The 22350-nt window shown below is 75.5% G+C and carries 17 protein-coding genes; 9 read left to right on the plus strand and 8 right to left on the minus strand.

All coding sequences use genetic code 11. The annotated features are described in order from the left end of the window. The first annotated feature begins 141 nt into the window (after window positions 1-141). Genes A4R25_RS06595 through A4R25_RS06605 form a run of 3 tightly spaced genes read left to right on the plus strand, consistent with a single transcriptional unit; the run spans window position 142 to window position 5740 of the window. Window positions 142-2550 carry a beta-glucosidase gene (locus A4R25_RS06595; RefSeq protein WP_064445985.1) on the plus strand — a complete coding sequence of 803 codons (2409 nt, stop codon included), beginning with the start codon at window positions 142-144 and terminating at the stop codon, window positions 2548-2550. Continuing rightward, complete coding sequence (locus tag A4R25_RS06600; RefSeq protein WP_064445986.1) at window positions 2547-3566, plus strand: LacI family DNA-binding transcriptional regulator; 1020 nt, start codon at window positions 2547-2549, stop codon at window positions 3564-3566. The genes A4R25_RS06595 and A4R25_RS06600 overlap by 4 nt, the downstream gene beginning before the upstream one ends. Next, a complete protein-coding gene (locus A4R25_RS06605) occupies window positions 3563-5740 on the plus strand; it encodes a glycoside hydrolase N-terminal domain-containing protein (protein WP_064445987.1) in 2178 nt (725 codons plus the stop codon). Before A4R25_RS06600 ends, A4R25_RS06605 begins: the two co-directional genes overlap by 4 nt. Here A4R25_RS06605 and A4R25_RS06610 read toward each other — a convergent pair. The 4 genes from A4R25_RS06610 to A4R25_RS06625 are packed head-to-tail and all read right to left on the minus strand — an operon-like array spanning window position 5737 to window position 9185. After that, window positions 5737-6246 carry an NUDIX domain-containing protein gene (locus tag A4R25_RS06610; protein ID WP_064445988.1) on the minus strand — a complete coding sequence of 170 codons (510 nt, stop codon included), beginning with the start codon at window positions 6244-6246 and terminating at the stop codon, window positions 5737-5739. The genes A4R25_RS06605 and A4R25_RS06610 overlap by 4 nt on opposite strands. A 9-nt stretch (window positions 6247-6255) precedes the next feature. Continuing rightward, on the minus strand, window positions 6256-7176 hold the full coding sequence (locus A4R25_RS06615; RefSeq protein ID WP_064445989.1) for an SDR family oxidoreductase: 921 nt from the start codon (window positions 7174-7176) through the stop codon (window positions 6256-6258). Then, a complete protein-coding gene (locus A4R25_RS06620; RefSeq protein WP_064445990.1) occupies window positions 7173-8480 on the minus strand; it encodes an NAD(P)/FAD-dependent oxidoreductase in 1308 nt (435 codons plus the stop codon). The genes A4R25_RS06615 and A4R25_RS06620 overlap by 4 nt, the downstream gene beginning before the upstream one ends. Window positions 8481-8534: 54 nt before the next feature. Next, window positions 8535-9185 carry a TetR/AcrR family transcriptional regulator gene (locus A4R25_RS06625; RefSeq protein ID WP_227457361.1) on the minus strand — a complete coding sequence of 217 codons (651 nt, stop codon included), beginning with the start codon at window positions 9183-9185 and terminating at the stop codon, window positions 8535-8537. A gap of 73 nt (window positions 9186-9258) precedes the next feature. On the opposite strand from A4R25_RS06625, the gene A4R25_RS06630 reads away from it, so the two are divergent. The 3 genes from A4R25_RS06630 to A4R25_RS06640 are packed head-to-tail and all read left to right on the plus strand — an operon-like array spanning window position 9259 to window position 12499. After that, window positions 9259-10611, plus strand: a complete 1353-nt coding sequence (locus A4R25_RS06630; protein WP_064445991.1) for an MFS transporter — start codon at window positions 9259-9261, stop codon at window positions 10609-10611. A 12-nt stretch (window positions 10612-10623) separates the two neighbouring features. Then, window positions 10624-11850: a hypothetical protein gene (locus tag A4R25_RS06635; protein ID WP_064445992.1), complete on the plus strand. Its 1227-nt coding sequence runs from the start codon at window positions 10624-10626 to the stop codon at window positions 11848-11850. 58 nt (window positions 11851-11908) lie between these two features. Continuing rightward, the gene (locus A4R25_RS06640) at window positions 11909-12499 is read left to right on the plus strand and encodes a pyridoxamine 5'-phosphate oxidase family protein (protein ID WP_043324102.1); all 591 of its coding nucleotides are present in this window, start codon (window positions 11909-11911) and stop codon (window positions 12497-12499) included. 6 nt (window positions 12500-12505) lie between these two features. On the opposite strand, the gene A4R25_RS06645 is transcribed toward A4R25_RS06640, so the two are convergent. Beyond that, window positions 12506-13987 carry a peptide MFS transporter gene (locus A4R25_RS06645; RefSeq protein WP_064446495.1) on the minus strand — a complete coding sequence of 494 codons (1482 nt, stop codon included), beginning with the start codon at window positions 13985-13987 and terminating at the stop codon, window positions 12506-12508. Between the two features lie 224 nt (window positions 13988-14211). Between A4R25_RS06645 and A4R25_RS06650 the strand changes: the two genes are divergently transcribed. Further along, window positions 14212-14553 (plus strand): RNA polymerase-binding protein RbpA, encoded by a 342-nt coding sequence (locus tag A4R25_RS06650; RefSeq protein WP_007070998.1) that lies wholly within the window; start codon window positions 14212-14214, stop codon window positions 14551-14553. Window positions 14554-14734: 181 nt separating this feature from the next. Here A4R25_RS06650 and A4R25_RS06655 read toward each other — a convergent pair whose 3' ends face one another. Genes A4R25_RS06655 through lnt form a run of 3 tightly spaced genes read right to left on the minus strand, consistent with a single transcriptional unit; the run spans window position 14735 to window position 17741 of the window. Next, entirely contained in the window at window positions 14735-15280 is a 546-nt protein-coding gene (locus A4R25_RS06655; protein ID WP_064445993.1) for an FxsA family protein, read from the minus strand. A 53-nt stretch (window positions 15281-15333) separates the two neighbouring features. After that, the gene (locus A4R25_RS06660) at window positions 15334-16125 is read right to left on the minus strand and encodes a polyprenol monophosphomannose synthase (protein WP_064445994.1); all 792 of its coding nucleotides are present in this window, start codon (window positions 16123-16125) and stop codon (window positions 15334-15336) included. A gap of 26 nt (window positions 16126-16151) precedes the next feature. Next, window positions 16152-17741: an apolipoprotein N-acyltransferase gene (gene lnt, locus A4R25_RS06665; RefSeq protein WP_064445995.1), complete on the minus strand. Its 1590-nt coding sequence runs from the start codon at window positions 17739-17741 to the stop codon at window positions 16152-16154. A gap of 112 nt (window positions 17742-17853) precedes the next feature. Between lnt and A4R25_RS06670 the strand changes: the two genes are divergently transcribed. Together A4R25_RS06670 and A4R25_RS06675 are read left to right on the plus strand one after the other, a co-directional pair. Continuing rightward, window positions 17854-19170 carry a low temperature requirement protein A gene (locus A4R25_RS06670; protein WP_064445996.1) on the plus strand — a complete coding sequence of 439 codons (1317 nt, stop codon included), beginning with the start codon at window positions 17854-17856 and terminating at the stop codon, window positions 19168-19170. A gap of 51 nt (window positions 19171-19221) precedes the next feature. Continuing rightward, window positions 19222-22332: a BTAD domain-containing putative transcriptional regulator gene (locus tag A4R25_RS06675; RefSeq protein WP_064445997.1), complete on the plus strand. Its 3111-nt coding sequence runs from the start codon at window positions 19222-19224 to the stop codon at window positions 22330-22332. The last annotated feature ends 18 nt before the right edge of the window (window positions 22333-22350 follow it).

The following is a 22350-nucleotide window of genomic DNA, read 5'->3' on the forward strand; positions in this document are numbered from 1 at the left end:
CGCTTCACCACCGCTCCGGGCCGACCCTGCCGACACCGACCACCACCCTTTTTCGCGTACGCGCCGCCCCGTCACCGGCACGGTCGTCGAAGCGCTTCGACGGCTGGGCGACGGCCCGTACGCCGACCGGAGGCGCCCACCATGACCGACCCCGTCCCCCACCGTCTCGACGACCTGCTGGCCCGGCTCACGCTGCCGGAGAAGCTCGGCCTGCTGCACCAGTGGCAGGCGCCGGTGCCCCGGCTCGGCCTGCGCGCGTTCCGCACCGGCACCGAGGCGCTGCACGGCGTCGCGTGGCTCGGCACCGCCACCGTCTTCCCGCAGGCGATCGGCCTGGCCGCGAGCTGGAACCCGGACCTGATCCGGGCGGTCGGGGCCGCCGTCGGCGACGAGGTACGGGTCAAGCACCGCGCCGATCCGGTCCGGGTCGGCCTCAACGTGTGGGCGCCGGTGGTCAACCCGCTGCGCGACCCGCGGTGGGGACGCAACGAGGAGGGCTGGTCCGAGGACCCGTGGCTGACCGGCAAGCTCGCCACCGCGTACGCGCTGGGGCTGCGCGGCGACCACCCGATCCGGCTGCGCACCGCGCCGACGCTCAAGCACTTCCTCGGCTACAACAACGAGACCGACCGGGCCACCACGTCCAGCGACCTGCCACCCCGGGTGCTGCACGAATACGAGCTGCCGGCGTTCCGCGCCCCGCTGGCAGCGGGCGCGGCGGTCGCGGTGATGGCGTCGTACAACCTGGTCGACGGCGTACCGGCGCACCTGAGCCCGCTCATCGAGGGCGAGCTGCGCGGCTACGCCGACGACGACATCATGGTGGTCGGCGACGCCGGGGCGGTCGGCAACATCGCCGGAGTGCAGGAGTACCTGCCCGACCACGTGGCCGGGTTCGCCGCCGCGCTGCGCGCCGGGATCGACAGCTTCACCGAGGACGACGAGGACAGCGCCCCCACGGTGGAACGCCTCACCGAGGCGCTGGCCCGCGGCCTCATCGAGCCCTCCCACGTGGACCGGGCGGTACGGCGGATCCTGTCCGTCCGGTCGCGCCTGGGCGACCTGGACCCGGATCCCCACGACGACGTGCCGCCACACACGCTCGACAGCCTCGCCCACCGGGAACTCGCCCGCGAGGCCGCCCGCCAGTCGGTCGTGCTGCTGCGCAATGACGGCCTGCTGCCGCTGCGCCCCGGCACCCGGGTCGCGGTGCTCGGCCCGCTCGCCGACACCGTGCTCACCGACTGGTACAGCGGCACCCCGCCGTACACGATCAGCGCCTACGCGGGGCTGCTCGGACGGCTGCCGGAGGTGACCACCCACCCCGGCACGGACCGGGTCACGCTGCACGTCGGCGACCGGGCGGTACGCCTCGACGGCGACGGCCCGCTGGCGCTCGGCGACACCGCGGCCGAGTTCGAGGTGGTCGACTGGGGACAGGACGTGGTGGCGCTACGCGCCGTGGACACCGGCCGGTACGTCGGCGCCGACGACGCCGGGGCCCTGGTTGCCGACCGCGAGGGACCGGGCGGCTGGGTGGTACGCGAGACGTTCCGCCTGGACCACCGGCCCGACGGCACGGCGCTGCTGCGTCACCTGGCCACCGGACGGCACGTCGGCGTCGCACCTGACGGGCGGCTGAGCGTCGCCACCGGCGACCCGGCCGTGTTCACCGTGACGCTGCGCGCCGACGGGGCCGCCGACGCCGCCGCGCTCGCCGCCGCCGCCGACGTGGCGGTGGTGGTGCTCGGCAACCACCCGATGGTCAACGGCCGGGAGACCGAGGACCGGGCCGACCTGGCGCTGCCCACCGGCCAGGAGGAGCTGCTGCGCGCGGTGCACGCCGCGAACCCGCGTACCGTGCTGGCGCTGACCAGCAGCTACCCGTACGCGGTGGGCTGGGCGCAGGAGCATCTGCCGGCGGTGCTGTGGAGCGCCCACGGTGGACAGGAGCACGGCAACGGGCTCGCCGACGTGCTGCTCGGCGCCGCCGACCCGGGCGGGCGGCTCACCCAGACCTGGTACGCCGACACGGCCGAACTGCCCGACCTGCTCGACTACGACGTCATCGGCGCGGACAGCACCTACCTCTACCACCGGGGTGAGCCGCTGTACCCGTTCGGGCACGGGCTCAGCTACGCCGAGTTCGACTACGCTGACCTACGGTTGAGCACCGCCACGGCACGTGCCGGCGAGGAGGTGGAGGTGAGCGTCGAGGTCACCAACACGGGCCGCCGCCCGGGCACCGAAGTGGTGCAGCTCTACACCCGGCAGCGGCGTTCCCGGGTCAAGCAGCCGCTGCGGCAGCTGCGCGACTTCGCCCGCGTCACGCTCGATCCGGGCTGTGCGGCCCGGGTGACGATGCGCCTGCGTACCGCCGATCTGGCCTGGTGGGACGAGACCCGCGCGGCGATGGTGGTGGAGGACACCGTCCACTCGGTGCTGGTGGGCCGGTCCGCTCGCGACATCCGGCTCGTCGGCGCGCTCGCCGTGACCGGAGACGCCACGACGGTCGCCCCGGCCGACCGCAGCTGTGGAGCCGCCCGGTGAGCGGGCGCGTCCCCGGCGAGCAGGTCACCATCGCCGACGTGGCCCGGCACGCCGGAGTGGCCGCCAGCACCGTCTCGTACGTGCTCAGCGGCAAACGCACCATCTCGGCCACCACCCGGGGACGGGTCCTCGACAGCGTCCGCGCGCTGGGCTACCACCCGCACGCCGGGGCGCGCGCCCTGGCCAGTCGCCGCGCCAACGTGATCGCGCTGGTGCTGCCGCTGCGTACCGGCATGCAGGTGCCGGTGGTGATGCGGTTCGCCACCGCAGTGGTCACCACCGCCCGCCGCTACGACCACGACGTGCTGCTGGTCACCGCCGACGAGGGCCCGGCCGGGCTGCACCGCATCGCCGGCAGCGCGCTCGTCGACGGCGTGCTGCTGATGGACGTCGAGCTGGAGGACTCCCGGGTGCCGCTGCTGCGGGAGCTGGCGCTGCCGGGTGTCCTGATCGGGCACCCCGCCGACAGCACCGGGCTGGCCTGCGTGGACCTCGACTTCCGGCGCGCCGGGGAGCTGTGCGTGGAACACCTGGCCGCCGCCGGGCACCGGCGAATCGCGCTGCTCGGCGCGCCCGCCGCGGTCTACGACCGGGGCACCGGGTTCGCCCACCGCACCCGCGCCGGGGTACGCGCCGCCGCCGGGCGGCTCGGCGTCGACGCGGTGACCCGCTCCTGCGAGGAGGGACCGGCTGCGGTACGCCGCGACCTGGAGGCGCTGCTCGCCGACCACCCGGACGTCACCGGCCTGGTGGTGCAGAACGAGTCGGCGGTCGGGCCGGTGCTGGCCACGCTGCCGCTGCTCGGCCGCCGGGTGCCGCGCGACGTGTCGGTGGTCGCGATCTGCCCGGACGAGCTGGCCGAGCAGTCCGGGCTCACCTGCGTACCGGTGCCCGCCGAGGAGGTCGGCCGGCAGGCGGTGGCGTTGCTGATGCGGCGGCTGAGCGGCGAGGGAGTGCCCGAGGTGACGTTGCTGGAACCGCACCTCACCGTGCGGGACACCAGCGCCCGCCGGTGACCGTGCACCGCGTCCACGACACCGCGCCGGCCGCCGACTGGACCGACGCGTTCCTCACCGGCAACGGCGAGCTGGGACTCATGGTCCACGGGCAGCCGTACGCGGAACGGATCGTGGTGAACCACCACCGGCTCGTCCTGCCGAACGGCACCCGGGACGCCCGCGCGCCCGAGCTGGCCGCGCTGATGCCGGACATCCGCGCGCTGGTGCTCGCCGGGCGCCGTGCCGAGGCCGCCCGGCTGCTCACCGGCGGCCGGGAGCTGGAGTGGACCCAGTCGTTCCACCCCGGGTACGCGCTCACCGTCGACGCACCGCCGGGCCCGGTACGCGGCTACCGGCGCGACACCGACTTCACCACCGGGGAGGTGGAGGTGCAGTGGTCGGGCGGGCGGCGGCGTTGCTTCGCCTCCCGCGCCGACGGCGTGGCGGTGCTCCACCTCGACCAGGGCGACTGCGTGGTCGGTGTGACCGGTGAGCTGCCCGGCCGGCCCGCCGACGTGGTGTACGAGCAGGCCGCGTACCGCCGCGACGGGCTGGTGTTCCTGCGGGTACGCGCCCGCTACCCGCACGCCGGCGGCGCGTACGGGTTCGAGGGGTTGACGCTGCTGCGCGGCGACGTGAGCGTCGACGGCGACCGGGCGCGGGTACGCGGACCGGCCCTGCTCACCACGCTCGTCGACCGGCCCGACGCGCCGCCGTGGCGTACCCGGGACTCGGAACGGCGGCTCGCCGCGCTGGCCGGGGACTACGACGCGCTGCTGGCCCGGCACGCGCCGCGCCATCGCGGGCCGTACACCCGGGTCGGCCTGGACCTCGGCGTGCCCGCCGCCGACCGGGCGCTGCCGGTGGGTGAGCTGCTGGCCCGGCAGGCCGCCGCGCCGCACCGGCTGGACCCGGCGCTGCTGGAGCGGCTGTTCCACTCCGGCCGGTACCTGCTGTTCAGCGCCAGCGGGGTGCTGCCGCCCCGGCTGACCGGGCTGTGGCTGGGCTCCTGGGACGCGGCGTGGGCCGGTGACTTCACCACCGACGCGAACCTGAACCTCCAGCTCGCCGGGGCGAACGTGGGCGCGCTGCCGGAGGTGACAGCGGCGCACGCCCGGCTGGTCGCCGCGCAGGTGGCCGACTGGCGCGCCAACGCCCGAGCCGTGTACGGCGCGCGCGGGCTGCTCGCGCCCAGCCGCACCGACGGCGAGCACGGGCACCTGTTCCACGTCCACCCCGACTGGCCGTTCACCGCGTGGCTCGCCGGCGCGGACTGGCTGCTGCACCCGCTGCACGAACACCACCTGGTCACCGGCGAGCCGCTGGGTCCGGTGGCCGGCTGGCTGGCCGAGGTGGCGGACTTCTTCGCCGACGTGCTCACCGATGTGGACGGGCAGCCGGCGCTGGTGCCGTCGTACTCGCCGGAGACCGGCCCGTACGACGACACCGGCCGGACCGCGCCGGTCGCGGTCAACGCCACCATGGACGTCGCCGCGGCCCGGCACGCGCTGCGGCTGGCCGCCGAGGTGACCGGCGAGGACCGGTGGGCCGGGGTACGGCCGCCCGGCTACCTGGTGGACGGGCGCGGCGCGCTCGCCGAGTGGGCGTGGCCCGGCAGCACCGGCGACGAGAACCACAGGCACGTCAGCCACCTGTATCCGGTGTGGCCGCTCGACGAGATCAACCCGGACGACACCCCGGAACTGGCCGCCGCCGCGCACCGTGCGCTGACGCTGCGCGGCGACGAGGACGGTTCCGCGCACGGCAGCCTGCACCGGGCGCTGGCGGCGGCGCGGCTGCGCGACGGCGACCTGGTCGCGGCGAACCTGGGCAAGATCCTCGGCGCGGACATGTTCTTCCGGTCGCTGATGAGCGCGCACAACCCGGGCCGGAGGACGTACAACGCCGACGCCGCGCACACGCTGCCGGCGGTGCTGATCGAGTCGCTGGTGCAGTCCCGCCCCGGGGTGCTGCGGCTGCTGCCCGCGCCGCTACCTGAACTGCCCGCCGGGACGCTGCGCGGCGTCACCTGCCGGGGCCGGGTCACCGTCGAGGAGCTGACCTGGGCGCCGGGCCGAGTCCGGGCCCGGCTGGTGTCGCCGGTGGCGCAGCGCGTGGTGGTGCACGCGCCCGGCGACCGCCGTGCGGTGGATCTGGCGCCGGACCGGCCGTGCGAGATGGCGTTCGGCTAGAGGTTGTCGGGCTGGTGCAGCGCCGGGTGGCTCTCGCCCGGCGCGGTGAACCACGGCGGGGCGTCGTCGGTCAGGGCGGTGCCGATCCGCAGCCGCGCCCAGTCGTCCAGTTCGGGTAGCGCGTCCGGGGCGAACCAGGCCACCGCCAGCGACTCGTCGCCGTCGGCCGTCGGCGCGCCACCGATCGCCCGGCAGCGGAACCAGACGTTCAGGTATTCGCAGGCGTCCCCGTTGGGGTACACCACCGGGTGGGTGGCGACACCTGCCAGCCGGTCGATAGCCACCTTGACGCCGGTCTCCTCGTGGACCTCGCGCACCAGCGCGTCGGCTGGTTGCTCGCCCGGGTCGACGGTGCCGGCCGGGATCGACCAGCGGCCGTTGTCGCCCCGGCGGGCCAGCAGCACCCGTCCCGCGTCGTCGGTGACCACGCCGCTGACGCCGTACAGCATGAGCAGGTCGTGGCCGATGTGGCGGCGCAGCCGGGCGATGTAGGGCGAGACGGCCATGCGCGCACGCTACCCGCCGGCCTGCCGGTGCCGCCGGACCATGCCCTCGGCCAGCGCCGCACCGTCCAGGTCACCGGCGGCCAGCCTTCCGGCAACGGTACGGCGCACGATCCGGTCGGCCAGCGCCGGAGCGTGCCGGGCCAGCGCCAGTTCGATCCGGCCGCGCCGGGTGGTGGCCACGTCCCGTGGCGCGCGGCGGGCGGTCGCGGCGCGCAGGATCGCCGCCACCACTCCCTCCACGGGTTCCGGGCGGGACACTCCGCTCAGCGACAGCCCGGCCGCCACCGTGCTGTCGTGGATCGGGGAGGCGACCATGCTCGGGTAGACCACGCTGACGCCGACGTGGGTGCCTACTTCGTGGCGCAGCGCGTCGGCGTATGCGACGAGCGCCCGCTTGCTGACCCCGTACGCGGCTGCGAGGGGCAGCGGCAGCACGGCCATCCGGCTGGCCACGAAGATCACCCGTCCGCGGGCGGCCTCCAGGGCGGGCATCGCGGCGGCGGTGGTACGCCAGGCGGCGAGCAGGTTCACCTCGATCTGGCGGCGTACCACCTCGTCCGGCGGCAGCTCGGCGGGTGCGGGCCCGCCCACACCGGCGTTGTTGATGAGCAGGTCGAGTCCGCCGAGCCGGTCGATCGCGGCGGCCACGGCCGGTGGCGTCGCGGCCGGGTCGGTCAGGTCGACGCCGAGCACCGCAGGGGTGGCATCGGGGTCGGCGTGCAGGTCCAGCCCGACCACGTGCGCGCCTGCGGCGGTGAGCGCGGCACCCAGGTGCTGCCCGAACGTGCCGCGCGCGCCGGTGACCAGCACGCGTCGTCCGGCCAGGGCGCTGCGGCCCGGCGTGCCGGATCCGGCGGCCGAGCCTCGGCCTGCCGCGCCGGATCCGGTCCGCTGCGCGTCCTCGGCCGGGGGCCGTCCCGGGGCGTTCATCGTGCCGCTCCGGCGCGGCGCCGGCCGGCGGCCAGTTCGCGGCCCAGTTCGGCCAGGTAGACGTCGAAGTCGACGCGCATGTGCGGTCGGCGTTGCCCCCACCGGGCGGTGGCGGCGCGCAGCTCGTCGCGGCAGGCGGCGGCCTGCCGGGCCGCGTCCGGTGGCGTCCAGGTGCCGGCCAGCCGCGCGGCGACCAGCCGGGCCTGCGCCTCGACCAGGGGGAACGCGGCGCCGGTGGACTGCATGAGCCCGACGAATGCCAGCCCGGGGGCGTCGAGGTGGAACACGTGCCGGTACAGCGGAAGCCGGTCGGGGCCGTCGCCGAGCAGCGCCGGGTCGAGGAACGGCATCTCGACGCGGTAGCCGGTGCACCAGACGACCAGGTCGATCTCGTCGTGGCGGCCGTCGGTGAACTCGACCCGGTCGCCGTCGAAGCGGGCGATGCCGGGCCGGGCCTGGATGTCGCCGTGGGTGAGGCGGGACAGCAGCGCGTCGGACAGCGTCGGGTGGTCCTGGAGGAAGCCGTGCGCCGGTGCGGGCAGCCCGTACCGGGTGGGCGGGCCGACCGCGGTGGTGATCATGGTTTGGCTGATCCGCTGCCGCAGCCGCCACGGCAGCCGGCGGGCCAGCGCGCCGTTGAGCGTGTCCGACGGGCGGCCGAGCAGGTACTTCGGCACCACCCAGACGCCGCGGCGCAGCGACAGCAGCGTGCGTGCGGCGGCGTACGAGGCGTCGACGGCGATGTCCATGGCGGAGTTGCCGCCACCGACGACGAGGACCCGCCGCCCGGCGAGCTGTTCCGGCCCTCGGTAGTCGTGGCTGTGCATCTGCTCGGCGGCGCACTCGCCGGGGTACGGCTCGGGCCGCTTCGGCACCCGGTTGTGTCCGTTGGCGACCACCACCGCCTCGACGTCGACAGCGACCGGGCCGTCCGGGCCGGTGGCGCGTACCCGCCAGCCGTCGCCGGTGCGGGTGACCCGCTCGACGGTGTGGCGCAGCCGTACCGCCTCGCGCAGGCCGAACCGGTCGGCGTAGTCGGCGAGGTAGCCGGCGACGCGGGTGTGGTCGGGGTAGTCGGGCCAGTCGGCGGGCATCGGGTGGTCGGCGAACTCGGTGCGCCCCTTGCTGGTGTTCAGGTGCAGCGTCCGGTACGCGGGCGAGCCGGGTGCGCCGTACACCCAGAGGCCGCCGAGCGTGTCGGCCGCCTCGAACGCGACGGCCGGGACGCCGGCGTCGGCGAGCGCCTTGAGCGTGGCCAGCCCGGCGGCTCCGGCGCCGACGACGGCCACCCTCGGTGTGGCCATACCCGCCTCCTTAATCCAACGACCGATGGATAATCCCCGGAGTGCGGGCCGGCGTCAAGGCCGGGCGCCGCCGTACAGCGCGTCGAGGAAGCGGTGCACGAACGCCCGGAACTCCCGCCGCTCGCGCGCGCCCGAGCCGGTGCCCGCCGCCAGGGCCACCACGTGCCCGTGCACCGTCCAGACCAGGGAACGCACCGTCACGTGCGGCGTCGGCTCGGTCAGCGCGCCCGCCTCGGCCGCCGCGACGAGCAGCTCCTCGACCAGCCCGTACAGCGGCGCGGCGTAGCGGCGGTCCAGCTCGCCGTGCCGCTGCGGCTCCAGCCAGCGGCGCAGCCACAACGCGGTGGTCTCCGGCCGGTCCTCCAGGAAGTCGACGAACACGTCCAGCAGGTCGTGCAGCGCGCGCAGCGCGTCGTGCGGCCCGGCGGACAGGGCCGCCCGGGCGCGCTCCCCGGCTGCCTCGATGACCTCCCGCTCGGCGCTGAACACCCGGGCGAAGCAGGCGTCGTAGAGCTGCGCCTTGGTGCCGGTGTGGTGCACCACGGTGGCGGCGTCCACCCCGGCCGCGGCGGCGACGTCGCGGACGCTGACCGCGTCGAAGCCCCGCTCGGCGAACAATGCGGTGGCGGCGGCGAGCACCAGGTCACGGGTCGGGCGCTGGTCGTCGCGGCGTGGCCGACCGGGCCGGCGGCGAGGCATGGTCATCCGGCCATTGTTCCCCCTACAATCCAGCAACCGTTGGATTGGGGGCGGCGTGCCCCGAGGACAGGAGGCCGCGATGACCGGGCTGGATCAGCGCTCCGACGCGCTCACCCTGCCACGCGGCCCGCTCGCCGGGTTCGCCACCGGCTCACTCGGCATGGGCGTCTGGGTGACAGTGCCCGGGCTGCTGCTGCTCTACTTCCTGACCGACGTGCTGGCGGTCGCCCCGTGGCTGGCCGGGCTCACCCTGCTGCTGCCGAAGATCGCCGACGTGCTGCTGCACCCGTGGATCGGGCACCTCTGCGACGTCGAGCAGGCCCGCCGGGGTCACCGCCGACGGCTGCTGCTGGCCGGGTGCGCGCTGCCGCTGGCGTTCGCCGCGCTGTTCGCCGTGCCCGGCGGCCTCACCGGCGCCGCCGCGGCCGGCTGGGTGGCGGTGTTCTTCGTCGCCGGCAACCTGCTGTTCGCCGCGTACCAGGTGCCCTACCTGGCGACCCCTGCCGATCTGCGGATCGGCTACCACGAGCGGACCCGGCTGATGGCGTTCCGGATGGTGGTGCTGACGCTCGGCATCCTGGTCTCCGGGCTGCTCGCGCCGCTGCTGGCCGGCGGCGACGACGCCACCCGCGACGGTTACCTGCTGATGGGCGTGGTGCTGGCGGCCGGGATGCTCGCCGCGATGCTGGTCGGCGTCGCCGGGATCGGCCGGTTGCGCCGTACCGCCGCCGACACGGCCCCGCCGCACGGTCCGGGCGGGTGGCGGGCGCTGGCCGCGAGCCTGCGGGACCGGCAGTTCCGCTGGCTGGTCGGCGCATACCTGGCCATGTCCACCACCACCCACCTCGTGCTGGCCGGCGTGCCCTACTACGCCGAGTACGAGCTGGGCCGCCCCGGACTCACCACAGTGCTCGTGGCCGCGTTCGTCGCGCCCGCGCTGCTGGTGACCCCGGTCTGGCTGGCGGTGGCGCGGCGGATCGGCAAGCAACGCGCCCTGCTCGCCGCGCAGGCCGCGTTCGCCGCCGGGTCGCTGGTGCTGGCGATCGGCCGTCCCGCCGGACTGCCGGTGCTGGTGGCCGCCGTGGCGGTGCTCGGGGTGGCGTTCGCCGGCATGCAGTTGCTGCCGTTCTCGATGCTGCCCGACGTGATCCGCGCGGGCGGCGGCGCCGAGCGGGCCGGCACGTACACCGGGGTGTGGACCGCCACCGAGGCCACCGGCGCGGCGCTCGGCCCGTACGCGTACGCGCTGTGCCTGACCGCCGGCGGGTTCGTGGCCTCGACCGCCGGGCAGACCGTGACCCAGTCCCCGGCCGCGCTGGACGCGCTGCGCTACGGCTTCGGGCTGCTGCCCGCCGCCGTGATGGTGGTAGCGGTGCTGTTGCAGCGCCGCTACACCCTCGACGGCGCGGCCCGCGCCGACGCCGCCGGATAGACTTCGCCCCCGATGGACGCCGAGCCCGCCACCGACACCCGACCCTGCGCCCACTGCGGACGCGACGTGCCGCAGCGCGTCGGCGCGGGCCGCCCGTTCCGCTACTGCCGGGACAACGACGGCGCCTGCCAGCGGGCCGCGCGCAACTCGCGGATGCGTCACCGCAACTCCCCCGGCCTGCCCGGGCAGGTGGCGCGCACCTGGGAGGCGGTGGACCGGCTCGACCAGATCGTCGAGACCCTCACCGAGGCGCTGCACGCCGAGCTGTCCCCGGCGGGTGTGGAACGCCAGCTCGCCGAGCTGCGCGCGGAGACGTCCGCGCAGGTGGCGGCCGCGCACGCCGAACGCGACGAGGCCCGCCGCGAGACCGAGGACGCGACCGCGGCAGCGGCCCGCGAACGGCAGCAGGCCCGCGCCGCGTACGCCGAACGCGACGCCGCCGCCGACCGGGCCGAGCGGGCAGAGGCGGCGGCCGCGACGGCCGCCGAGCGGGTCGCCGCCGCCGAGGACGCCCGCGACGCGGCCCGTGCCGAGGCGGGCGCGGCGCAGGCGCTGCGGGTGCAGGCCGAACGCGACCGCGACGCCGCCCGGCACGACCTGCGCACGGTACGCGCCGAACGCGACGCCGAACGCCGCCGCGTCGCTGAGCTGACCACCGAACGGGACACCGCCCGCGCCGACGCCGAGCGGGCCACCCGGTCCGCCGCCGAGGCCCTGGACCGGGCCGAACAGTCCCGCGCCGACGCCGACCGGGCGCGCGCCGACGCGCAGGCCGCGCAAGGGCGGGCCACCGAGGCCGAGCGCGCGGCGCGGACCGACGCCGAACGCGCCGACGCCGAGGCCACCGCCGCGCGGGCGGCGCGCGCCGAGCGGGACCGGGCCGACGCGGTACGTGCCGACGCCGAGGCGGCGCTGGAGCGGGCCCGCGCCGAGGCGAGCGCGGCGATCGAGGCGGTCCGCGCCGAGGCTGCCGCTGCCGTCGAGCGGTTCCGGGCCGATGTGGCCGCCGCGGTGGAGCAGGCCGCGGCCCGTACCGCCGAGCGGGACGCGCTCGCCGCGGAGCTGGCCGACGTGCGGCGTGCCGCGAGCGCCGCCGAGGCGCGGGCGGCCGACCTGGCCGCGCGCACGGCCGTGATCGAGGCGGACCGGGACGCCGCGCAGCGGCGCGCCGGGCAGCTCGCCGACCAGGTCAGTGACCTGGCGACGGCGCTGGCGCGGCTCGGCACCCGCACCGGCTGACCGCCACGGGCTGGGAAGGGGGCAGCGCCGGACCCGTGCCGGCGGCGAGGATCGGGGCATGGGAAAGACATACGAGCGCATCGACGGCCGGCTGCGGGACTTCATCGAGGCGCAGCCGATGTTCTTCGTCGCCACCGCCCCGCTGTCCGGTGACGGCACCGTCAACCTGTCCCCGAAAGGGCTGCGCGGCTGCTTCGCGGTGCTCGACGAGCACACGGTGGCGTATCTGGACTTCGCCGGCAGCAACGCCGAGACCATCGCCCACCTGCGGGAGAACGGCCGGATCACGCTGATGTGGTGCGCGTTCGCCGGCCCGCCGAACATCGTGCGGGTGCACGGGCGCGGCGAGCCGGTGTTCCGCGACGACCCGCGCTGGCCCGGCCTGCTGCGGCACTTCCCCGACATCGACCCCGGCCCGCACGGCCTGCGGGCGATCATCGTGGCGCACGCCGAGCTGATCCGCGACACCTGCGGCTACGCGGTGCCGTTCATGACCTACGACGCCGACCGCGACCTGCACGAACGCCGGTTCGCCCGGGAGGACGACACGTCGCTGAGCGCGTACTTCGCCGGCAAGGACCACGTCGCCACCAGCATCGACGGGCTGCCCGGCCTGCCGCTGCCACTGCCGCCCACTCCGTCGGTGTGAGCCAGGTCAGTGGATGCCGGCCATCAGGGTCCGGATCTGACGGGTGAACATCACCGCGGCCAGGCCCAGCACCACCGAGGCCAGCCCGAAGGTCAGGAAGTACACCGGCTGCGACCAGGCGCCGGCCAGCCGGGCCACCTGGCCGCCGATCGCGTCGCCGACGGCGGTGGCGAGGAACCACAGGCCCAGCATCTGACTGGCGTACTTGACCGGGGCCAGTTTCGTGGTGGCGGACAGGCCGACCGGGCTCAGCGACAGCTCGCCGGCCACCTGGATCGCGTACACCGCGACCAGCCACAGCGGTGAGACCAGGTCGCCGCCGACGGCGGCCCGCGCGGCGGCGGCCATCAGCACGAACGACAGACCGTTGAGCACCAGGCCGACCGCGAACTTCGTGGGCGTGGACACCCGGTGCCCGAGCTTGAGCCACAGCGCGGCGGCCAGTGGCGCGCCGATGATGATCAGGATCGGGTTCACCGACTGCAGCCAGGACGCCGGGAACGTGAACCCGCCCACCGAGCGGTCGGTCTGGTCGGCGGCGAAGATGTTCAGCACCGATCCGGCCTGGTCGTAGATGAGCCAGAACGAGGCGGCGAACACGAACAGCCACACGTACGCCTTCATCCGGCTGCGTTCGGTGCCGCTGATCTCCCGGTCGGTGAGGATCCGCGCGAAGTAGCCGACTGTCACCAGCACCGTCACCACGGTGAGCAGGTTGACCACGGTGTCGACGGTGAACCAGCCGGCCAGCAGCAGCACCAGCAGCACCGCGAGCAGAATCCCTGTGGCCACGCCGATGCGGGTCAGCGCGCGTCGCCGGTCCGCGCCGAGCAGTGGGTCCGCCGGGCGGGCACCGGCGTCGCCGAGGTTGCGCCGGCCCAGCACGTACTGGAGCACGCCGAAGGTCATGCCGACCGCTGCCGCGCCGAACCCCAGGTGCCAGTTGATCTTCTCGCCGAGGAAGCCGGTGATCAGCGGCGCGATGAACGCGCCCAGGTTGATGCCCATGTAGAAGATCGAGAACCCGGCGTCGCGGCGCGGCGAGTCCCGCTCGTACAGGTCACCGACCATGGTGGAGATGTTCGGTTTGAGCAGGCCGGTGCCGAGCACGATCAGCGCCATGCCGGCGAACACGCTCCACCCGGCCGGGATCGCCATCACGTAGTGGCCGGCGGCGATCACCACGCCGCCCCACAGCACGCTGCGTCGCGCGCCGATCAGCCGGTCCGCCACCCAGCCACCCGGCAGGGCCATCAGGTAGACCATGGCGTTGTAGGTGCCGTACACGGCGTTGGCGCTGGACTCACCGATGTCGAGTCCGCCGTCGGCGACCGCGGCGGTCAGGTACAGCACCAGGATCGCCCGCATGCCGTAGAAGCTGAACCGCTCCCACATCTCGGTGAGGAAGAGCGTGGACAGCGCACGGGGATGACCGAAGAAGGTCTTGCCCGCGGGTGGCCGGGCCCCGACCGGCGCGTCACTGCTCATCGTCACCTCCGGCACGCAAACAGGTGGGTAACATCCCCATTGACAGGCGAAACACTCCACCGATTCGGCCCGGCCGGGGACGACCCCGCCGGGCAGCTGTCATGGCCGGTTACCCTTGGTTCTTCCGACCCGCGTACGGCCCTGCCGACGTGGGTGGGGAATGGGCGAACGGTGACCGGCCGTTACACCTGAAGACCAGCACCACGGACGAGGGGAAGTCGATCATGGGCGAGCGCATGCTGCGCGGTAGCCGGCTGGGCGCGGTCAGCTACGAATCCGACCGCAACACGGAGCTCGCGCCGCGCCAGACCCGCGAGTACCTCTGCGCCAAGGGCCACCAGTTCGAGGTGCCGTTCGCCGTCGACGCCGAGGTCCCGACGACCTGGGAGTGCAAGTTCGACGGCAGCGTCGCCCGCCTGGTCGACGGCACCGAGCCGGAGCAGAAGAAGGCCAAGCCGCCGCGTACCCACTGGGACATGCTGCTGGAGCGGCGCTCGATCGCCGAGCTGGAGGACATCCTCGCCGAGCGGCTCCAGGAGGTCCGGACCCGTCGCGGTCGCGCCTGAGCATCTCCCGCATTACCGAAAACGCCCCCGGGATCACCCGGGGGCGTTTCCGTTGCCCGGGCGGGGCGCGGTCGCCACTTCGGGGTGGTGGCGGGGTCGGGCGCGGTCTGATGCCACCACCTCGGCGAAGTGGAGTCGATCAAGGCCGTGGCGTGGCACCGCGTGGGCGCAGCGCAGCGCGTCAGCGGTCTACGATTTCGCCCTCGATGGCCTTGCCGGGGTCGGTGACCGGCTGGGGCGACGGCGAAGGCGCAGGACCCGGCGACGGTGACGGCGCGGTCTGCTGGGTCGGCTGCGGCGCGCCCCGGTACACCCGTACCCGGCGTGGCCCGAACAGGTCACCGGCGACCATCGACGACACCCGCCGCTCGGTGGCCCGGCGCACCCCGCCACCGGCCAGCCGGCGCATCGGCGGCAGCAGCAACAGCAGGCCCACCACGCCGCTGACCAGGCCCGGCATCGCCAGCAGCAGCGCACCCAGCAGCCCGACCAGCCCGTCGGTCACCTCGGGGCCCGGTGGACGGCCGGCCTGCGCCGCCGCGCGGAATCCGCGCCACGCCCGCATGCCCTCGCGGCGCAGCAGCACCAGCCCCAGCAGGGACGCGCCGAACACCAGCAGCACCGCCACGCCGAACCCGACAGCCCGGCCGACCAGCACGAAAACGGTCAGCTCCAGCAGCGCCAACAGCAGCAGGGCCGGTGGTACGTACTTCAGTCCTCGGCGCATCTCACCTCATCCGCCCGGGGTCATCACGCCCCTCAAGCATGACACGCCTCGGCTCAAGGCCAGCGGGCGAGCGCGTCCGGGCGGGCGGACGCGGTCGCCAAACGGTCCCGTACTCCCCACCGGGTGACCCGCCACAGCGCCTCGGCCACGATCAGCGGGCTCATCTTGCTGTCGCCGTGTTCCCGCTCGGCGAACGTGATCGGCACCTCCACGATGCGTACCCCGGCTCGGTGCGCCAGCCGGGACAGCTCGACCTGGAAGGCGTACCCCTGGGAGCGCACCGAGTCCAGGTCGATGGCGTCCAGCGCGCTGCGCCGGTACACCCGGTAGCCGCCGGTGGCGTCGCTGACCGGCATGCCCAGCGCGAGCCGCGCGTACAGGTTGCCGACCCGCGACAGCAGCAGCCGCTGCCACGGCCAGTTCAGCACCCGCGCGCCGCGCGTCCACCGGGAGCCGATCACCACGTCGGCGTCGCGGGCGGCGTCCAGCAGCGCCGGCAGGTCCTCCGGCGCGTGCGAGCCGTCGGCGTCCATCTCCACCACGGCGTCGTAGCCGCGTGCGCGGGCCCAGGCGAAACCGGCCAGGTAGGCCGCGCCGAGCCCTTCCTTGCCTTCGCGGTGCAGCACGTGCACCCGCGGGTCGTCCCCGGAGAGCCGGTTCGCGATCGCGCCGGTGCCGTCGGGGCTGTTGTCGTCGGCGACGAGCACGTCCACCCCCGGCGCCGCCGCACGTACCCGGGCGACGATCCGCTCGACGTTGTCGGCCTCGTTGTAGGTGGGGATGACCACCAGGACCCGCCCCACCCCGGGGTGGCCGGCCGTCCGCCTGTCGGCTGTCACCGCCACCGTCGCACCGCCTCCCGCTCGTCGGCTCAGCCGGGAGCGACCTCCCGGCGGCGGCGCAGCACGGCCGCGCCGGCCAGGGCCGCGACCGCCAGCGCCGTGAGCGCCACCTCCGGCCACACCCCGGCCGTCGTCGCCGGGGTACGCCCGTTGCCGAGTTCCATCTGCCGCACCACCACCGCGGCGGTGTTGAACCCGGTCGCACCGTCTACCCGCCCGTCGGGGGTAACGAACCCGGACACCCCGACCGTGGAGGCCATCAACGCGGCCCGGCCGTGCTCCACCGCCCGCAACCGCACCATGGCCAGCTGCTGGCGGGCCTCGGCCACGTCGAACGTGGCGTTGTTCGTCTGCACCACCAGCAGCTGCGCGCCGCCGGTCACGGTGTCCCGGACGATCCCGTCGTAGGCGACCTCGAAGCAGATCACGTCGCCGAGGACCGCCGCGCCGGCGTCGACCACGCCGGGCCGGTCACCGGGGACGAAGTCGGAGCTGACCCGGTCGACCTGCGAGCTGACCATGCGGGCGAGGGATCGCAGCGGCACGTACTCGGCGAACGGCACCGGATGCCGCTTGACGTACGTCTGGTCCAGGTCGACGCCCGTGCCGGGCCGCCACAGCAGCCCCACGTTGCGCACCTGCCCCGGTTCCGGGCCGGCGAGCACCGCGCCGACCAGGATCGGCGCGCCGATCGCGTCGGCGGCCTGCCCGATCCGTTCCCCCGCGGCCGGGTTGCGCAGCGGGTCGATGTCGCTGGAGTTCTCCGGCCACACCACCAGGTCGGGGCGGGGCTGCCCACCCTCGGTGACCCGTTCGGCCAGCTCCAGCGTGGCGTCGACGTGGTTGTTCAGCACCGCCTGCCGCTGCGCGTTGAAGTCCAGCCCGAGGCGCGGCACGTTGCCCTGCACGATCGCGACGGTGACGGTGCCGTCCGCGCCGCGTACCTCGGCGGGCACGGCCGGTCCGGCGGCGAGCAGCGCGACCAGCGCGGCGGTGAGCCCGGCCACCGGCCGCCACTGCCCGGGCGCGCGACGCCAGTCCCGCCACGCCACCGCGACGAGGATCCCACCGGCGACCGCTACCGCGAACGTGACCAGCGGCGCGCCGCCGAGCGCGGCCAGCCGCAGCATCGGTGACGTGTCCTGGCTGAACGCCAGCCGCCCCCACGGGAACCCGCCGAACGGGGTCCGGTCGCGCAGCGCCTCCTGCCCCACCCACAGCGCGCCGGTGAGCAGCGGCCACGCCGCCCGGTGCCGGTCGGCCAGCGGCGACACCCAGGCGGTGGCGGCGCCCAGCAGCGCCAGGTAGGCGGCCTGCAGCAGCGACAGCAGCGCCCACGGCAGGTAGCCGGTGTGCAGGTTCGTCCACTCCAGCAGCGGCGCGAACAGAGCCACCCCGGTGAGGAAACCCAGCCCGGCGCCGGCCCGCAACCGCCGCCGGTGCGCGGCGGCCGCCAGCAACGCCACCCCGACCGGGGCGAGGGGCCACATCCCGTACGGCGGGAACGCCAGCAGCAGCGCCACCCCGGCCAGTACGGCGGCCGGCACGGCCAGCGTCAGCGGCAGGGGACGCGCCCCGTCGGCGACGGTGCGCGACTGCTCCTGCTCCAGCGTCGTCACCGGCTTCTCCCCACGATCACGGGCCGAAGGCTACCCGCCCGTACCGGCCGTCGGCCCGCGCCCCTGCGCCACCGATCGGGCAACTGCGCCTCGGCGGGCGGGGCCCGCTGCCATGCTCGGCAGCATGAACGCTGAGCGGGGACGGGGTCGTGTCCTGCCGACCGCGCCCGGCTCGCGCGTCACCCGGGTGGAGTTGTTCTACGACCTGGTGTTCGTGTTCGCGTTCCTGAACGTCACGAACGTCCTCTCCGAAACCCTGAGCGGCAGGTCGTTGCTGGCGGGACTGCTGTTGCTGTTGCTGCTGTGGTGGTGCTGGGTGTCCTTCGCCGCCCTGGGCAACGTCGTCCGCACCGACCAGGGGGTGATGCCGCTTGTCGGCTCGGTGACGGTGGCCGCGCTGTTCGTGCTGACGCTGAGCACACCGTCGGCGTTCGCCGAGGAGCAGGCGCAGCAGCAGTCCGGTCCGCCCGGTCTGGTCTTGTTCGCCTGCTGCTACCTCATCATCCGGGCGGCCCAGGTGCTGGTGTTCCTGGCCCGCAGCAGCCGCCGCGGACGGACCGCCCTGCGCCTCGGTCTCCCACCGCTGACCAGCGTGGCGTTGATCCTCGCCACCAAGGCACTGCCCGAGTCACCCCAGCAGCCCTGGGGGAGGTGGCTGCCGCTGGCGCTGTGGCTGGCCGCGGTCTCCGTCGAGTACACCTCCGGGGGCCTCGCCCCCAGCGCCGGGCTGACAGTCGTGTCCGCCGCCCACTGGGCCGAGCGATACGCGCTGATCCTGCTCATCGCGCTCGGCGAGTCGATCATTTCGCTCGGGCTGGGACCGAAGCTGAGCGCCGGCTTGCCGGCCACGTGGCCGGTGATCGTGGCGTCGGTGCTCGGCGTCACCATCATCGCGTCCCTGTGGTGGCTGTACTTCGACACTCTGGCACCCGCGCTGGAGCAGCGGCTGCATCGCACCCGCGACGTCCGGGCACGGGCGGCGCTCGCCCGCGACGCCTACGCCTACCTGCACCTGCCGCTGATCACCGGGATCATCCTGTTCGCCCTCGGGCTCAAGCGCTACCTCACCGTCATCTCCCACCCGCACGGCGATCCCTGGTGGGAACACGCCGCCGAGCTGGACAGCCGGGTGCTGTTCGCCGGGGTGGTCATCTACATGTTGGGACTGCTGGCGCTGGCGGTGCGGGCGACCCAACGGATTCCGGCGGTCGCCACCTGTGTGGTGCTCGTGCTGGCGGTGGGGCTGCCGTGGGCGGGCCGGCTGCCGGTGGTGGCCGCTCTGGCGATCCTGGCGGCGGTCAGCGTCTTCCTGGTGCTGTTCGGTCTGCGCGCGGGTGACCCGTGGCGTCGTCAGGTGCGCCGGACCGCGTTGGACGAGCAGGTCGCCGCCGAGCGGGAGCAGTCCGAATGGCGCCGGCGTCACCTGTGACCGGCGGGTGGGGAGTGTGGGCGGTACCGGCGACAGGCGACAATCGGGCCCATGCGGTTCGGTGTGCTCGGCGCGACCCAGGCGTACGCGGCCGACGGCAGCGCGCTCCCGGTCGCCGGTGAGCGGCTGCGTGCCCTGCTGGTGCTGCTGCTGCTCGACGCCGACCGCACGGTGCCGCCGCGGCGGCTCATCGACGGCGTCTACGGCGACCGGCCGCCGGAGCAGGCCGCGAACGCGTTGCAGTCGCAGGTGTCGCGGCTGCGGCGGCTGCTGCCCGGGGCGCGCATCGAGTTCGGTCCGGCCGGTTACCGGCTGGCCGTCGACCCGCAGCGGGTGGATGTGCACCGGTTCACCCGGCTGGCCGGGGCGGGACGGGCGGCGCTGGCCGACGGTGATCCGCGCGGCGCGGCGGCGCTGCTGCGCGACGCGCTGGACCTGTGGCGCGGTGAACCCCTCGCGGATGTCGCCGGGGCGCCGTTCGCCGACGTCGAGGCGGCCCGGCTGCGCGAGCTGCGCCTGGCGGCGATCGAGGACCGGGTCGAGGCGGACCTGGCGCTCGCGCCGCCCGGGGCGCCGCTGATCGCCGAGCTGCGGACCCTGGTGGCGGCGCATCCGCTGCGGGAGCGGCTGCACGGTTTACTGATGCGCGCCCTGCACGGCGCGGGCAGCCGCGCCGAGGCCCTCGCCGCGTACGCCGACGCGCGCCGCGTGCTGGCCGAGGAGCTGGGCGCCGACCCGTCGGCGGAGCTGGTCGCGTTGCACGCCACGCTGCTGCGCGACGACCCCGCGCCGCCGGCGCGGCTGCCCGCCCCGCTGACCAGCTTCGTCGGCCGGGAACGGGAGTTGCGGCGCGTCGAGGAGCTGCTGGCCTCGGCGCGGCTGGTGACGTTGCACGGCCCCGGCGGCGCCGGGAAGACCCGGCTGGCCACCACCGCGGCGTCCCGGCACGACGGGCCGGTGTGCCTGGTGGAGCTGGCCGCTGTCGCGCCCGGCTCGCCTGTGGCGCCGGCGGTGCTGACCGCGCTGGACCTGCGCGACGCCGGGCTGCGCGCCCCGGGCGGGCCCCGGGACCTCACCGACCGGCTGGTGGCGGCGCTGGCCGGCCGGCGTCTGCTGCTGGTGCTGGACAACTGCGAGCACGTGATCGACGACGCGGCCCGGCTGGCCGCCCGGCTGCTCGCCGCCGCTCCCGGGCTGCGGGTGCTGGCCACCAGCCGGGAGCCGCTGGGCCTCACCGGTGAGGCACTGTGCCCGGTCGGTGGCCTGGCCGTCCCGGACGCGCCGAGCGCACCGGAGACGGCGGCCGCGTACCCGGCGGTGCGGCTGTTCGCCGACCGGGCCGCCGACGTGGCGCCCGGGTTCACCCTCGACGCCGACACCACCCCGGCGGTGCTGCGGATCTGCCGTACCCTCGACGGGCTGCCGCTGGCCCTGGAGCTGGCCGCGGCGCGGCTGCGGGCCCTGCCGGTGACGCAGGTCGCGGCCCGGCTGGACGACCGGTTCCGGCTGCTGCGCCGCGGCGACCGCGCCGCCGCGCCCCGCCACCGCACGCTGGAGGCGGTGGTGGGGTGGAGCTGGGACCTGCTCGACGCCCCGGAGCGGCTGCTGGCCGCCCGGATGAGCGTGTTCGCCGGCGCCGCCGACCTGGCCGCCGTGCAGGCGGTGTGCGGCCCGGACGCCGCCGACGTCCTGGACACCCTCACCGGCCTGGTCGACAAGTCGCTGGTGGAGGCGGCCGGCGGGCGCTACCGGATGCTGGAGACGATCCGCGAGTTCACCGCCGCCCGGCTGGCCGAGCACGGCGAGACCGGGCGGGTGCGCGACGCGCACGCCGCGTACTTCCTGGGTCTGGCGCAGGCCGGCGACGCGGGCCTGCGCGGCGGCGGCCAGGAGCGGTGGCTGCGCCGCCTCGACGCCGCCCGCGACGACCTGCACGCGGCGCTGCGCCACGCGGACACCGCGACCGGCCTGCGGCTGGTCGCGGCGCTGGCGTTCTACTGGTGGCTGCGGGGCCTGCGTGGGGAGGGCGCGGCGCCGGCCCGGCGGCTTGTCGACCGGCTCGGCGGCCCGCCCGACGGCCTGGCCGAGGAGTACGCGCTGGCCCTGCTGATCGCCACGCTCGCCGGTGGCGGCGAACGCAGCGAGGTCGACGCCGCGTCGCGGATCCTGTGGACCATGGCCCGGCCGCCCCGGCATCCGTTCCTGCTCTACCTGTCCGGCATGGCCAGCGGCCCCCCGTCGCCGCAGGACGCGGCGGCGCTGCACGAGCGGGCCGTCCGGGACCGGCTGCTCGGCACCGACCCGTGGAGCCGGGCGCTGGGCCGCCTGGGCACCGCGATGGTCGGTCTGCTGCACGGCCGTCACGCCCAGGCCCACGCCGACCTCGACGGCGCGCTGGCCGGTTTCCGGGCGCTCGACGACCGCTGGGGCATGATCGTGACGCTGTCCACCCGCGCCGAGGCCGCCTACCGCACCGGTGACGTCGCGTCGGCGGCCGCACCGATGGCCGAGGCGCTGGAGCTGGCCGAGCAGCTCGGCTCCACCCTGGACCTGGCGGAACTGCTGCGGACCCGCGCCGACGGGCGGCTCGCCGCCGGTGACCTGACCGGCGCGGCCGAGGACTTCCGGCGGGTGCGGCGCATCGCCGGTCCGGCCGGCGCGCCGGAGCTGGTCGCCGCCGCGTACCTGGGGCTCGGCGAGATCGCCCGCCGTGACGGCGACCCGCAGCGGGCGCGGACGTTGTGCGAGCGGGCGGTCGCGGAGTGCCCGTCGGGCTGGTTCGGCGCCGATGTGGTGCGGCTCGCGGCGCTGGTGACGCTCGGGCAGCTCGCCGACGCCACCGGCGACCCGGCTACGGCCCGCGCCCACTACCGGCAGGTCCTCACCGCCGGCGTCGGTGTGTGGGACGTGCCGGTGGTGGCCGCCGCCGCGGACGGGCTGGCCGGGCCGCTGCTGCGCGACGGCGACCCCGAGTCGGCGGCCCGCCTGCTGGGCGCGGCGGCGGCGCTGCTCGCAGGCACCGGCGCGGCCGACGCCCCGGCCGGCACACCCACCGCCGTCGAGCTGCGGGAACACCTGGGTGAGGCGGCGTTCGCCACCGCGTACGCCGGGGGCGCGGACCTGCCCCGGCAGCGGGCGCTGGCGCTGGTCGACGGGCGCTGACCGGCCCGGTGCGCGCGC

It is taken from the genome of Micromonospora sp. NBRC 110037 (assembly GCF_001652995.1).
Taxonomy (GTDB): domain Bacteria; phylum Actinomycetota; class Actinomycetes; order Mycobacteriales; family Micromonosporaceae; genus Micromonospora; species Micromonospora chalcea.

What these genes read in the sequence shown, in the direction of transcription:
- A4R25_RS06595 (WP_064445985.1), top strand. Translation starts at nt 142, where the DNA reads ATGACCGACCCCGTCCCCCACCGTCTCGACGACCTGCTGGCCCGGCTC.
- A4R25_RS06610 (WP_064445988.1), bottom strand. Translation starts at nt 6,246, where the DNA reads ATGGCCGTCTCGCCCTACATCGCCCGGCTGCGCCGCCACATCGGCCAC.
- A4R25_RS06615 (WP_064445989.1), bottom strand. Translation starts at nt 7,176, where the DNA reads ATGAACGCCCCGGGACGGCCCCCGGCCGAGGACGCGCAGCGGACCGGA.
- A4R25_RS06620 (WP_064445990.1), bottom strand. Translation starts at nt 8,480, where the DNA reads ATGGCCACACCGAGGGTGGCCGTCGTCGGCGCCGGAGCCGCCGGGCTG.
- A4R25_RS06625 (WP_227457361.1), bottom strand. Translation starts at nt 9,185, where the DNA reads ATGACCATGCCTCGCCGCCGGCCCGGTCGGCCACGCCGCGACGACCAG.
- A4R25_RS06630 (WP_064445991.1), top strand. Translation starts at nt 9,259, where the DNA reads ATGACCGGGCTGGATCAGCGCTCCGACGCGCTCACCCTGCCACGCGGC.
- A4R25_RS06635 (WP_064445992.1), top strand. Translation starts at nt 10,624, where the DNA reads ATGGACGCCGAGCCCGCCACCGACACCCGACCCTGCGCCCACTGCGGA.
- A4R25_RS06640 (WP_043324102.1), top strand. Translation starts at nt 11,909, where the DNA reads ATGGGAAAGACATACGAGCGCATCGACGGCCGGCTGCGGGACTTCATC.
- A4R25_RS06645 (WP_064446495.1), bottom strand. Translation starts at nt 13,987, where the DNA reads ATGAGCAGTGACGCGCCGGTCGGGGCCCGGCCACCCGCGGGCAAGACC.
- A4R25_RS06650 (WP_007070998.1), top strand. Translation starts at nt 14,212, where the DNA reads ATGGGCGAGCGCATGCTGCGCGGTAGCCGGCTGGGCGCGGTCAGCTAC.
- A4R25_RS06655 (WP_064445993.1), bottom strand. Translation starts at nt 15,280, where the DNA reads ATGCGCCGAGGACTGAAGTACGTACCACCGGCCCTGCTGCTGTTGGCG.
- A4R25_RS06670 (WP_064445996.1), top strand. Translation starts at nt 17,854, where the DNA reads ATGCTCGGCAGCATGAACGCTGAGCGGGGACGGGGTCGTGTCCTGCCG.
- A4R25_RS06675 (WP_064445997.1), top strand. Translation starts at nt 19,222, where the DNA reads ATGCGGTTCGGTGTGCTCGGCGCGACCCAGGCGTACGCGGCCGACGGC.